This is a genomic window from Legionella sp., from assembly GCF_047605385.1.
Lineage (GTDB): Bacteria > Pseudomonadota > Gammaproteobacteria > Legionellales > Legionellaceae > Legionella.
Genome location: NZ_JASGFU010000025.1, coordinates 25,786 through 39,830 on the forward strand (window position 1 = coordinate 25,786; position 14,045 = coordinate 39,830).

Consider the following 14,045-nt stretch of genomic DNA (forward strand, 5'->3'; position numbering starts at 1 on the left):
ATTTAAAGGAATATGTTTATGATGTCGGATGAATCAAAGAAAAAATCGAAAAGCCATATTATCTTATCCTCTCATCCCTCTGGGCATACTGCCCCCTCGCTTAAAATAAAATGGGGAGCGCCTACCGCCAAAGAACGCGGACCAATAATTGCCTCTCTAACCAACATTCGCAATCGCAATGCAGTAGGGACTCACTCCGGCTCGTATTCTGTGTATCGAGCACTTGCTGTTGCAGCGGGAGTTTTAGATTCTGAACATGTGCCCGACTTAACAGACACCACCCCTTCAGTCACTATTGGTCCACATCCTCAATGGTCTGATCCACAAAAAATTATTTCTTTAGATCCATGGGGGCATTTAGTAGCTACAGAGTTTACTGAAGAAATTAAAGCAGGTTATGACATTAGACCGACCATTGCTGTAACCAAAGCTCATATCAATATTCCCGAACTACATACAGCAATGCAAAAAGGACGTCTCAAACCTGATGGAAAAATATTAAAAGAAACTGGTGATGTTGCAGTCACCAAAGCAGCGATTGAACCTGTATGGTATTTACCTGGAATTGCTGAGCGTTTTCAAATTTCTGAATCACACCTGCGACGTACGTTATTTGAGCAAACAGCAGGCATGTTCCCAGAGTTAGTTACTCGTCCCGATCTGGATGTATTTTTGCCTCCTATTGGCGGTTTAACCGCTTATTTCTTTGGTGATGTGACCACCATACATGATCCTCAAATTGAACTAACTTGCCGTATTCATGATGAATGCAATGGTTCCGACGTTTTTGGTTCTGACATTTGTACTTGTCGCCCTTATCTAACTCATGGAATTGAATTGTGCATTGAATCAGCACAAAAAGGGGGAGCCGGCTTAATTGTATATAACCGCAAGGAAGGCCGTGCTTTAGGTGAAGTCACCAAGTTTTTAGTTTATAACGCACGTAAACGCCAAAAAGGTGGGGACACAGCAGCTAAGTACTTTGAACGCACCGAATGTGTTGCAGGGGTACAAGACTTGCGTTTTCAAGAACTCATGTCAGATATTCTTCATTGGCTAGGCATTACTAAAATCCATCGTTTTGTCTCCATGTCCAATATGAAATATGACTCTTTATTACGCTCAGGAATTAATGTAGTTGAGCGGGTACACATCCCCGATGAATTAGTACCACCTGATGCCCAAGTAGAAATGAAAGCAAAACGTGCCGCAGGCTATTATTCTCCAGATCGCATTGTAGATATTAATGAGTTAGCACAAACCAAAGGACGTGATCTCCATGAATAAAGAAATTCTTGAAGTCTCTTCTGTTTTAGAGACTCTTCGCGATCTAAAAACCGTACGTAGTCGTGCGCATAAGATTTTAGAGCTAGGCAAAACAGATCAATTAAAGTATTTCGCCTTAGAACCCGAAAAAATGCAAGCAACTGCTTCTTTTGTTTCAGAAGTAATTCATGAGCAATACCCTAATTTAGACATTCCCTACCACAGCCGCTGGCGTCATTTTGAAGCAGGCGCTGTAGATAGAATTCAACTGATGTTGGCACAGTTAAAAAATTTATCTGCAAAAGCGCGCGGTAAAATTCTTTATGAATTAGTGATTATTAGTGTTTTTTTAGATGCTGGAGCCGGGCCTCTTTGGCATTATAAGGAACCAAGCACTGGAACAAAATATTCTCGCTCAGAAGGACTGGCCTTAGCCAGTTTATTTATCTATCAACATGGAGGCTTTAGCGTAGAGCCTACAGAGCCTTTCCGAGTGGATGCACAACGTTTGCTTCAATTTACCAAGCAAGATTTACAACAAGGTTTTCAAATAAATGCTACCAATCCACTAGAAGGGGCAACAGGACGAGTTACCTTGTTAAATCAATTAGGTGAGGTAATTAAAAACAATAGCACTTTTTTTGGTCAGGAAGGGCGGCTCGGCAATTTTTATACTTATGTTAGTTCATTAGCTACAAATAAGCGTTTACAAGCCGCACAAATTTTTCACGCAGTACTTGCAGCATTTAATAGCATTTGGCCAACGCGACTGACCTTCCACGGCGAACCGTTAGGTGATGTCTGGCAGCATCAAGCTTTAAAAACAGAAGAGCCTGGCTCTGAATATGTGCCTTTTCATAAATTATCACAATGGCTGACCTATTCTCTAATTGAGCCCTTAGAACATGCAGGAATTGCTGTGACTAATCTGGAGGCCCTTACTGGTTTACCCGAATACCGCAATGGTGGTTTACTGATTGATATGGGATTAATCCGCCTAAAAAATAAAGAATTGCTACATCAAGTTCATGATCCCAGTTCTGAAATTATTGTAGAATGGCGTGCATTAACTGTTGCTTTATTAGATGAATTAGCTGATTTAATTAGAACTAATCTGAAAAAAAATTCTGAAGAATTGCCACTTGCGAAAATCTTGCAAGGAGGAACCTGGGAAGCGGGTCGTCGTATTGCACGACAAAAACGTAGTCAAGGAACACCACCGCTACAAATTATTAGTGACGGTACTGTATTTTAAAGTTAAAAACATGGAGTAAACATGCAAAAGGCATCCGTAGTTATTATCACCCATCCTTTAGTGCAGCATAAACTTACTATTATGCGCCGCAAAGACACCAGTACTGTAAAATTTCGTACGCTAATGCATGAAATTAGCATGCTCTTAGCTTATGAGATTACTCGTGATTTAGAGATTGAATACGAAGAAATTGATACTCCACTAACAACAATGAACTCTCCCGTATTAAAAGGGAAAAAAATGGTTTTTGTTTCTATACTTCGTGCCGGAAATGGTTTAGTTGATGGGATGTTACAATTAGTACCTACCGCACGAATCGGTCATATTGGTTTATACCGAGATCCCAAAACTCTAGAGCCGGTTGAATATTATTTTAAACTGCCAGAACATACTCACGACCGTGATGTAATTGTGGTTGATCCTATGTTAGCTACAGGAAATTCAGCCATTGCCGCTGTACAGGAAATTAAAGCCATGTTACCTAAAAGCATCAAATTTCTTTGTTTACTTGCCGCTCCAGAAGGAGTCAACGCGTTCCAGGAAGAACACCCCGATGTACCTATCTATACAGCTGCGATTGATGAAAAAATTAATGAAAAAGGCTATATCATTCCTGGTCTAGGAGATGCAGGAGATAGGCTTTATGGCACTAAATTAGATTATTAACATCAATCTTTACAAAACACAGCAATCTGTAGTATTAAATGCTTCTAAGTACAAAAAATGGATCGCGTTGAAACATTGACGATTAAGTGTTAATATTGATCAATTTTAGATCGATATGTTGCTCATTAGAGCTGAGTGATCGTAATTTAAGGTAATTGGAATGGCATTTAATCAATCAACAGGAACTCTGTCGCCCACAGCTGAGCAAAGTAAACCGATTTGGAAAAAACAGGATACGGTATGGATGCTCAGTCTTTATGGCACTGCTGTAGGAGCAGGTACACTGTTTCTACCTATTGATGCTGGCTTAAGTGGTATTTGGCCATTAATCATTATGGCGATTTTAGCCTTTCCAATGACCTACTACTCTCATCGAGCATTATGTCGATTTGTTTTATCTGGCTCTTCGGTACATAATAACATCACTGAAGTAGTGGAAGAGCATTTTGGACTTTTTGCTGGCCGCATCTTGACTGCTCTCTACTTCTTTGCCATTTATCCTATTTTACTAATGTATAGTGTGGCACTTACGAATACGGTCGAAAGTTTCTTAAAATATCAAGTAGGAATTCCTACTCCTCCCAGGGCACTTTTAGCCATTATATTAATTTTTGCGCTGATGGCAATCATCCGCCTGGGTCAAGAAATTATTGTTAAATCCATGTCATTAATGGTATACCCTTTTGCCATTACCCTATTATTTTTATCTTTATACCTCATTCCTAGTTGGAATGATGCCATTTTTCAGCAAAGTAATTCCATGTCGGCAAATGATGGGCACGGATTTTTAATGACACTGTGGTTAGTCATCCCAGTTATGGTGTTTTCATTTAATCATTCACCAATGATTTCTTCCTTTGCGGTAAATCAAAAGAAACATTATGGTTTGGATGCTGATGAGCACAGTACAACTATTTTGAAATACAGTCATTTAATGATGGTATTTTCAGTAATGTTCTTCGTTTTTAGCTGTGTTTTAAGCCTCTCACCACAAGATTTATTAGAAGCAAAACAACAAAATATTTCTATTTTGTCATACCTTGCCAATCATTTTAAAACCCCGTTGATTGCATACCTTGCACCAATCATTGCCTTTATTGCTATTACTAAATCTTTTCTAGGGCATTATTTAGGAGCGATGGAAGGATTAAGCAGTATTATGATGAATTCATTCAAAGCCCAAGGGAAGAACATAAGTAAAGACAAACTGCAAAGGTTCATTGAGCTATTTATGGTTTTAACCTGCTGGATTGCCGCTACGGTAAATCCCAATATTTTAAAAATCATTGAAACGTTAGGTGGACCAGTCATCGCTACTCTTTTATTCATCATGCCTATGTATGCCATCGCCAAGGTACCAGCAATGAAGAAATATAATAATCAGACGATGAGTACTCTCTTTACTACCACCATAGGCCTTATAGCCATTTCAGCGATCATTTACGGATTGATTTAAATTAGATAAAGTTGGGTATACCTGCCCAACTTTGAATTAAAAAAATATTTTCATCCGTGCCAATATGTGAAACAATTAACTTATTTATTGATACACCATTTTTTCTATGCATACAGAACTTCAACAGCTACCCATAGAAAACATTCAGGCAGGTCAATATCAACCGCGGCAAGATTTTAATCTCACAGCCCTGGAAGAACTGGCACACTCAATTTCCTCTCAAGGCTTAATTGAACCTTTAATCGTGCGCCCCATCACTGCTAGCCGTTACGAACTAATTGCTGGTGAGCGTCGCTGGCGAGCGGCTAAAATAGCAGGCCTAACTACAGTCCCCTGCTTAATTGGCAATTACTCAGACAAACAGGCCTGCGCTTTAACTGTAGTTGAAAACATCCAGCGTGAAGATTTAAATCTCATTGAAGAAGCCAACGCATACCGTCGTTTGATGGATGAGTTTAATTACCTACAAGATGAAATTGCTACCTTAGTAGGAAAATCACGCAGTCACGTAGCAAACATTTTACGCTTACTTAGCTTAAGCGCTTATATCAAAGATCTGCTACGTACCAGAAGCCTATCTTTTGGCCATGCCCGAGTGCTGGTAGGACTAAGCCTTGCGCAACAAGAGCATTTAGCACAACAAACCATAGAAGAACAATGGTCTGTCCGCCAATTAGAACAAGCGGTTCAAGAGCAAAAAAAGCAAAGCATCTTGCCCCCAAAAAATGCTCATCGAGACAGAGATGTTAAGCGCTTACAAACTATTTTATCTGAACAGGTAGGAGCTCCAGTTGAAATTGATAGCGAAAATAACGATGGTGGTTGGTTAAAAGTGAAATTTTTTGATAATGATACTCTTGCAGGGCTTTTGGAGCGTCTGGGCTTACGATATGATTAACTCAATGATAAAAATGACTCTAGGCAATTCCATTTGGTATGCTACATACTCACATTTAAGGAGCGCTCATTGATCAAACGGACGTTAACAGGATTATGTTTGTTCGCAATGCACTCAATGGCACAAACTGCTTCCGTGCAAAATGAAGTGGACTCGCTTATTCAACGTATTAACCCTAAAGTAAATCTCGGCATGGTGATCGTTGATTTATCTTCAGGAGAAACACTTTATAGTCGTAATTCTGATCGCTTGTTTATACCAGCAAGCAATATGAAATTGTTTTCTGAAGCCGCTGCCTTAATGGTGCTAGGTCCAGATTACCATTTTAAAAATCAATTAAGTATTAGCTCCGGAAAAGTACAACAAGGCATATTGCACGGTGATATCTATTTACAATTAAGCGGCGATCCCTCATTTTCACGTGACGATTTAAATAAATTATTGAACTCATTAAACGATTTGCATATCAATACCATTGAAGGCAATGTCTATATTGACAGTAATTTTGCGAACGTTGATCCCTACCCCCCTGGCTGGTTAAATGCTGATTTATCATACAGCTATGGTGCCCCTAATGCTCCAATAGTAATTGATGCCAATCGACTCACTGTAACTGTTAATCCTGGCGCGAAAACCAGTGATCCAGCCGTAGTTGAAATCGATGATGGCGGTGGCGGAATTACCTTGGATAATCTAACAACCACCAAGGCCAGCATTAAAGGTTGCGGGGTTGGTTTTTATTTGGATAAAAACAACCATCTTACAGCACGAGGCTGTGTTGGTGTAGGGCAAGGGGCCGTGCAGCAACGGATGGCGATTAAAAATCCGTTATTCTATGCACAAAATCTGATTAAAAATGATTTGACGAATGTAAATATCCGTTTTAATGGCCAAGTACAGTTGGGCAAAACTCCTCCGGGGGTACTATTAATTACAACTCAATATTCCAAAGCCTTATCTGAATTAATGGCAGATACTCTAAAACCTTCAGACAATTTATACGCGGATAGTATGTATTTGCACGCGGCAACAAAACTTAATGGTTCACCAGTGAATTGGAAAGAAGCTGAACCGATTATGAAAGACTTTCTGCAAGCTCAAACTGGAATTAATTTCAAAAATGCCATTTTTACTGATGGTTCTGGTTTGTCTCGTTACAGTCTAGTAACTCCAGCACAAACTATTTCCTTATTACAGTTTTTATACCAACGCTTTCCTTTATCTTATGAATATATTTCAGCTTTGCCGGTCTCTGGGCGCGATGGGACATTACAAAAAAGATTTCGCATCCCGACACAACAAGGATTTGTACGTGCAAAAACAGGGACAATGACCGGGATCAACAGCCTATCAGGCTATTTATACACAATAAATGGTCATACTTTGGCCTTTGCTATGTATATTAATAGAAAACCAGGGAGCTCTGCAGGCCCTGGCAGGCCACTATTGGATGCTTTATGCTCTTACTTCTTACAACTAAATCCAATAAGTAGTAGTGCATCTAAAGTAGTTGCGGCACATCAACGTATGACGTTCCAATTAAAACCCACTTTAGTTGAACGCCAAAAAACACATCAGGCGAAATGGCGTCGTCTCGAAGCAGCAATACGCACGGCCTTAAAAGGGCAATCCGTTAATATCATCTATCGTGGCAATGAATTAATTGTGAATGATAATCAGGCAGATGCCAACAAAGTTTGGGCTTCACTGCAAGAAATCGTCAAAAAATATCCTTTTGCAGTGATGTTGGCTTCCAAAACTTTACCAAATAATCCATCGGGAAGCCCTATTTTATTATGGGTTCAAGATACAACAAACCAAGAACAACGAACTTGGATAATTAAAGAAGCCACTTAACGCTTTGCGGCTTAAAAATTACACATCTGTAGATTTAAATCGCAGAAATTAGATTCAATTACTGCTATTATTTGCATTGGAGAACCAATTGAGCTTTGTTATTAGAATGATGTTGCTTATTTTATTGTTTTGCTCTTTCGCTCATGCAACAACTCAATTTCTTACCATCAGCGACATTCACTACGGCCTGGAAAATACAGACAAAGATGGCCAAGACACAGGTCCAGAATTTTTAAAAATTACTTGGAATAAACTAAATGAATTGAGTAAAAATGTCGATTTTCTTCTCTTTTTAGGCGATATTCCTTCACATTCATTTTTTATTGATCCTCATTTGAGGGATTATGAAAAAACTATTTTTCAAGGTTTATACCAAAATGATGCTGATGCAAAACCATTATTTTATGTTCCAGGTAATAATGATTCCTTGCAAGGTAATTACCAACCGTTTGAAACTGAAGGAATTTCTCCTTTAAATTACGCAAAGGATTGGAATGGCGCCTGCGCTCATTGTGCTGGTTTAATTATTGATGGTAGCCATATGTATCATGATGGCTATTACTCAAGTTATGTATTGCCTCAAAGTAAAGACATTATGTTAATTGCATTAAACGCAACTCAATGGACACGTATTCCTTGGCTTAAACGAACATTCTTTTCCAAATACAGAAATCAAGAGAAAGACGCACGTGCTCAATTTGAGTGGCTAGAGCAACAATTAAAAAACCATAGTGCAAAACAATTATTAATTGCTGTTCATGAACCACCAGGCTTAACCTATCTTGGTGAACCCATGTGGTACCCTCAATACACTAGACAGTTCATCGCTCTACTTTCCAAATATCATAAACTTTATGGCCAAATATCAGTACTTAGTGCCCACACACATATGGAAGAATTCCGTCGTCTTCAATTAACTGATGGCAGCTTTATTTATGTATACTCCACTCCAGGTATCAGTCGCAATCACCATAATTATCCAGGCATGAAAGTATTTCGTGTAAACGATACCCTGCAATTTAGTAATTTTACTACTTACTACACCAGTAATTTGCATACTTGGAATAATGAACACTATCAGGCCCTAGGTGTATCTAACGCCATTTTTCCTGACTGCCAACATAAAACTCTGGCCCAATGCCTTGATGGCTTAAATGTCAATCAAGTCTGCGAAGATCTCGACAGGGGCGCTTTTTATGGGGTGAAAAGTCCTAGGGTGAAAAATACTGCATGCCGTAAGACTTATCCGGTAAATTAACTTCTAAACTGGTAAAAAAAGTATAACCTGGTTGCAAGCAACCAGGATGCCATATGAATTGTCAAGTATTTAACTGTGGATCAAAATATTCTCCAGATGCAAACCAACTCATACCATCACCAGAAACACTCGTATTAATAACGTTAATCACATAAACCAGGTACTCATGATTCCCTGTATCAGTGTCTTTTACAGTAAAATGAGAACATTCATTAGGAAGATAGACCATCTGACTATCAGGTTGGAGTAAAATAGTCGTGTCTGCACCGAGCGTACCCCCAGTCTGAGTATTATGTTTCGCTATTATAAAGATCTTCAAGTAGGCGAAATAACTATCCGACGCCGTAGGTAACACTAGTGTAATCGTAGACTCCAGGCAGTAGGCACTCGTGTATTTTGAGTCGTTATGTTAAACGTTCCACCAGTATTATATCCATTTCCAACGATACTCGTAGTATAAGGTGCCGCCACAGAAATAGTACCATCTTGAGTCACATTAACATTTGCGCCAATTTTTACACCACCCAAAGTAGTAGCTGTTGCTGGTTGAAGAGAAGCCCCTGTTGCTGAAAAGATACCACTGCCATCTATGCTCAACCCACTACCTACTTTGATTCCTCCTAAAATATTTGCACTTGCCGTTGGGAGAGTATAAGGTGCAACCACAGAAATCGTCCCATCGGGTTGTACATTGATATTGTCGCCAATTTTGACCACACCCAGTGATTGCGTTGTAGCGGGTTCCACTTGAGGAAGATTTGCTATGGCATTAGCCACAAAAGCAGTTGACGCCGCTTTGGTCGAATTATCTCCCTTCGTCTGGGTAGATACAATAATCGAACCATTGTAGGTATGAGCTCCTGTCCATGTGGGACTAATAGATTGGTCTAAGGCAGGGGCTGCATCAGAACGCATATAGGTGATGGCACTACCATCTACTGCAGTTAAACCTACTTTCGCGGTTGGATTACCAGGACTGACAGAACCGCCTCCACCGACTGAAATGGTACCGTCTGCTGTAACCGTCACCCCTGAACCAATCTTTACCGCTCCTAAATTATTCGTGGTAGCGACTGGTAATAAATTAATATCTTCACTCGTTGCTTTTACGCTGCCCATGCTTTTGATAATCGTACTCGGCTCTTTAATCCTTTTCATCACCTTTCTCCGTCAAAATTTATTCTTTAGCATCGTCCGCCAATAATATAATACAGTTTAAATTAGAATCATATCTATTTTGGTCAATGAATCGATAAGCTATTGGTTAGAGGTTTAGTTCCTGTTACTATAATTTTATTTTCGAAAATCTCTATGAAAAACAATCAATTTGATCTGATCGTACTTGGTGGCGGCAGTGGTGGAATAGCTAGCGCCGTACGTGCAGCAAAATATGGTGCCAAAGTCGCAGTTGTAGAACCCAGTTATCTAGGTGGCACCTGTGTTAATTTGGGCTGTGTTCCCAAAAAAATAATGTTTAATGCCTCCATAATAGCAGAAACCTTATATCATGCAGCTGATTTTGGTTTTAATTCAGTCACCGTAACTCTTGATTGGAATTCTTTAATGAGCAAACGCAATGCTTACATTGAGCGTTTACGGGAAAATTATGTTAAACGATTTAAGCAATTTAATATTACTCTGTTAAAGGGCGCCGGTAGCTTTTATGATCAACACACAATCCAAGTCAATGATTGTATGTATGAAGCGCCCCATATCATAATTGCAACAGGCGGTGAGCCCATTATCCCCGCGGTGAGTGGCATGCAACATACTATTGATTCCGATGGCTTCTTTACACTGACCAAACAACCACAAAAAGTAGCTATTATTGGCAGTGGCTATATTGGTGTGGAACTTGCTGGCGTATTAAACAGCTTAGGTTCTGAAACACATCTCTTAATGCGGGGTGAAAAACCGCTTAGTCGTTTTGATCATATGCTTGGTGACACATTATTAGAGATCATGGAACACCAAGGAATTCATATTCATAAAAACCATAAAGCCTGTGAAATCAACCTTCACAATGATGGTAAAAAAACCATTATCTGCCAAAGTGGCTCAATGATTCATGATATTGATGTCATCATCGCTGCTGTAGGGAGAAAACCAAGAACATATACTTTAAATTTAGCACAAATAAAGGTACAAACCGATGAGCATGGCCTGGTATTAGTCGATGCATTTCAAAATACCAGCATTCAAGGAATCTACGCTATTGGGGACGTCACCAATGCCCCTGCCCTTACTCCAGTAGCAATCGCTGCAGGGCGCCGTTTAGCAGACCGTTTATTTGGTAAGCAATCCAAAACTCATCTTAATTATGAGCTCATACCTTCGGTGGTATTTAGTCATCCCCCAATCGGCACGATAGGTTTGACCGAAGAAGCAGCCATTAATCAGTATGGAAAAGAGCAAATTAAAATCTACCAAACTCGTTTTAATCCGATGTACTATGCTACTAGTGATGATAAGATCCCCACCATAATGAAACTAGTCACTTTAGGCAAAGAAGAAAAAATTATTGGACTACATGTCATTGGTTTAGGTGCTGATGAAATGTTGCAAGGCTTTGCGGTAGCGATTAAAATGGGCGCTTGCAAAAAAGATTTTGATAATACAGTTGCTATTCATCCAACCAGCGCTGAAGAATTGGTCACTATGGTGTAATTAACTAATGAATCATGCTATTCGCCCCTTTCAAGATAAACTCCCAATACTAGGAGCTCGCGTTTATATCGATCCTCAATCCACCGTTATTGGTGATGTCAGCCTGGGGGATGATTCCTCTGTTTGGCCTATGGCAGTTATTCGTGGAGATGTTAATTTTATTAAAATTGGTAAGGCATGCAGTATCCAAGACGGAGCAATATTGCATGTCACCCATGATGGTCCATATACAAATGATGGCCAACCTTTGATTTTAGGCCAAGGAATAACCATAGGGCATCAAGCAGTACTGCATGGTTGTACTATTGGCGATTATTGCCTCATTGGTATGGGAGCATTGATTTTAGATGCAGTGCAAATGCCACCTCATGTTATGGTTGGCGCTGGCAGTGTTGTTCCTCCTGGAAAAATATTAGAAAGTGGTTATTTATATCTTGGTAACCCGGCGCGTGCGATAAGAAAACTCACTGAGAAAGAATTGGAACATTTAGAATATTCCGCGCAGCATTATGTACGTTTAAAAGATAAATATCTTCAGCAACTAAACTGCCCCAAAGGGGCTGTTTAGTGTAACCGTTCATGTAATGGCGTCAACTTAATGCGTATATATTAGTATCCGATGTTATAACCGGTGCATTTGGTGCATTTGCTTCTTTTGCTTCTTCTAATCCTGCTTCTTCTAAAGCTGAAGATCGCTCCGTAGTAAAAAAGCGCTGTGTAAGTGACTTAATAGGTGACTGCGGTTTAGCAGGTGACTGCGGTTTAGCAGGTGACTGCGGTTTAGCAGGTGACTGCGATTTAGCAGGTGACTTAGTTTTCTCAACTAATAGTAAATTATTGCTTACATACTTTTCTACCGCCTTAATACCATCTTCAGGTTGTGTACATTCACTGCATAGACCAATAATGTTATCAAAATTAGCCTGTGTTAATTGGATATTCTTCCATTTGATACTGGTTTTGCATAAAATATCCTGATGTTCAACTAAAGCTTTAAAATTAGCTTGGGCTAAGTCGTTGATTAATAATCCTACTCTATGTAAAGCAAAGAGCTGATCAACAATTATACCAAGATGATATGAATTTTTGCATCTGGCAATTATTTGGCGATTCTCTTGAGCCTGCTCGCCAGTTAATAATCCTGCTTTATACAATTTCTTTAATGCAATAGCCATGTCAATTGGATATTGATGCACAACAATCGTTTGAAAATTTGCTTGAGCCTGGCCGTCTCCAGAGAAATCTTTGAATATGTCATCTAAAGCGGTATAAATACCTCCTACAGATTGATGTGTAACAAGCGCATTAAAGTTTGCTTGCGCCACCTGATCATCTACCAAAAGCTCTGCCTCATGTAATAACTTTACTACTTTAGCAACCATCCACGGATCTTGATGTTTGGCAACTGCCAGACGATTCGCTTGAGCTTGATCACCTCTTAAAAGCCCTGCTTCATGCAAGGTAATTAGTACCTTAGCAACATGCTCCGAATTCTTATTTGCAATGAGTGCCTGGCGATTCGCTTGAGCCTGATCACCTGTCAAAAGCCCTGCATCACGCAAAGCAATCAGTTGAAAAACAACCGCTCTTGGATATTGATGAGCAATGATTGCTTGAATATTTTCTTGCGCCCCATCATCTTTTAAGAGACCCGTTTTCTGCGCTTCAATCAGTGCATCAGTAACTTCTTTTGGATGTTGATGAGCAATGATTGCTTGAATATTTTCTTGCGTTACGTCATTGTCTAGGAAGCTCGCATTTTGCACTTCAATCAGTGCATCAGCAACCTCATTTGGATGTTGATGGGCAATGATTGTTTGAATATTTTCTTGCGCCCTATCATCGTTTAATAAACCCACATTTTGCGCTTTAATCAGTGCATCAACAACCTCTTTTGGTAATTGATGCGCAATTACTTTATCTAAGCAATTAATTTCTAATTGGTTAACGTCCAATAAACAAAGTCCATGAAGTATGTTTTTTTGGCGAAAAGAATCTTTTTCATTTCGACCTGCTTGAATCACAGGATTTTGTGCTAATTGCTTTAACTCTGGAAAGAGCCAATATGTAAAAAATCCCACAGTAGTGTTCAAAAAAGTAACGCAAACTTCAGCAAGAGCGCTCGATTTCTGCTCGAGAGAAAAAGCACTCTTACTTTGCACATCATGATAAGTAGCTAATGCTTTTTTGAGTTGATAAGGAAAAAACCACCTTTTCCACTTTTTATAAAAAGATAATTGCTGATATGAATGATTTAATTTATCTATTTCTTGCATTAACATAATTATAAAACTCCTTAAAGATTTTCCCTATATGAAATTAACAAGCATTCAGACATGTAGAACTAATTAATAATAGAAAATTTCTGGTTTAAAATTTGGCCATTCTAACATGCTTAAAGAAAAATACAAATAATAAATTAGCGTCGGTTTCGGGTTACCTATTTCCGTGATGCAACGGGGGTAAGAATTTTATTAAGCTCAGAGTATTGCCGACCTCGTTCAGACTGAGGAAGTATTTGTTCTTTCCAAAACTGAAGATTGCTGTACAGTAAAAAAATGATGCACAGAAGAAACTTCTACAAGCTCATCGTTTTGATTTTCATTTTATATTAATATTGTAAATAGTAGTATTCAAAGATTTTAAAAATTATAAAAACACATGCATAAACAAAAAAAGCGGCCTAGGCCGCTTTCTTGTATTCAAATAAAGACCTGGCGAT

General features: G+C 39.1%; 12 protein-coding genes. 9 read left to right on the top strand and 3 right to left on the bottom strand.

Features of this window, described 5'->3' with window-relative positions:
* Positions 1–18 precede the first annotated feature (18 nt).
* The 7 genes from QM652_RS07620 to QM652_RS07650 all read left to right on the top strand — a co-directional run bounded on the left by QM652_RS07620 (position 19) and on the right by QM652_RS07650 (position 8,656).
* Positions 19–1,287, top strand: coding sequence for a GTP cyclohydrolase II (locus QM652_RS07620; protein WP_415074444.1), 1,269 nt, complete (start codon positions 19–21; stop codon positions 1,285–1,287).
* Positions 1,280–2,521, top strand: coding sequence for a URC4/urg3 family protein (locus tag QM652_RS07625; RefSeq protein ID WP_415074446.1), 1,242 nt, complete (start codon positions 1,280–1,282; stop codon positions 2,519–2,521). The genes QM652_RS07620 and QM652_RS07625 overlap by 8 nt, the downstream gene beginning before the upstream one ends.
* A gap of 21 nt (positions 2,522–2,542) precedes the next feature.
* Positions 2,543–3,187, top strand: a complete 645-nt coding sequence (gene upp, locus QM652_RS07630; protein WP_415074448.1) for a uracil phosphoribosyltransferase — start codon at positions 2,543–2,545, stop codon at positions 3,185–3,187.
* Positions 3,188–3,347: 160 nt separating this feature from the next.
* Positions 3,348–4,643 carry an HAAAP family serine/threonine permease gene (locus tag QM652_RS07635; RefSeq protein WP_415074450.1) on the top strand — a complete coding sequence of 432 codons (1,296 nt, stop codon included), beginning with the start codon at positions 3,348–3,350 and terminating at the stop codon, positions 4,641–4,643.
* A gap of 106 nt (positions 4,644–4,749) precedes the next feature.
* A complete protein-coding gene (locus tag QM652_RS07640; protein WP_415074452.1) occupies positions 4,750–5,541 on the top strand; it encodes a ParB/RepB/Spo0J family partition protein in 792 nt (263 codons plus the stop codon).
* A gap of 72 nt (positions 5,542–5,613) precedes the next feature.
* Positions 5,614–7,398, top strand: a complete 1,785-nt coding sequence (dacB, locus tag QM652_RS07645; protein WP_415074470.1) for a D-alanyl-D-alanine carboxypeptidase/D-alanyl-D-alanine-endopeptidase — start codon at positions 5,614–5,616, stop codon at positions 7,396–7,398.
* An 88-nt stretch (positions 7,399–7,486) separates the two neighbouring features.
* On the top strand, positions 7,487–8,656 hold the full coding sequence (locus QM652_RS07650) for a metallophosphoesterase (RefSeq protein ID WP_415074454.1): 1,170 nt from the start codon (positions 7,487–7,489) through the stop codon (positions 8,654–8,656).
* Between the two features lie 61 nt (positions 8,657–8,717).
* On the opposite strand, the gene QM652_RS07655 is transcribed toward QM652_RS07650, so the two are convergent.
* The gene (locus QM652_RS07655; RefSeq protein WP_415074456.1) at positions 8,718–9,011 is read right to left on the bottom strand and encodes a hypothetical protein; all 294 of its coding nucleotides are present in this window, start codon (positions 9,009–9,011) and stop codon (positions 8,718–8,720) included.
* Entirely contained in the window at positions 9,011–9,814 is an 804-nt protein-coding gene (locus QM652_RS07660) for a hypothetical protein (protein WP_415074458.1), read from the bottom strand. The genes QM652_RS07655 and QM652_RS07660 overlap by 1 nt, the downstream gene beginning before the upstream one ends.
* Before the next feature lie 153 nt (positions 9,815–9,967).
* Between QM652_RS07660 and gorA the strand changes: the two genes are divergently transcribed.
* Positions 9,968–11,323, top strand: coding sequence for a glutathione-disulfide reductase (gene gorA, locus QM652_RS07665; protein ID WP_415074460.1), 1,356 nt, complete (start codon positions 9,968–9,970; stop codon positions 11,321–11,323).
* 7 nt (positions 11,324–11,330) lie between these two features.
* Complete coding sequence (locus QM652_RS07670) at positions 11,331–11,891, top strand: gamma carbonic anhydrase family protein (protein WP_415074462.1); 561 nt, start codon at positions 11,331–11,333, stop codon at positions 11,889–11,891.
* Between the two features lie 22 nt (positions 11,892–11,913).
* On the opposite strand, the gene QM652_RS07675 is transcribed toward QM652_RS07670, so the two are convergent.
* Entirely contained in the window at positions 11,914–13,605 is a 1,692-nt protein-coding gene (locus QM652_RS07675; RefSeq protein WP_415074464.1) for a hypothetical protein, read from the bottom strand.
* Positions 13,606–14,045: the final 440 nt, after the last annotated feature.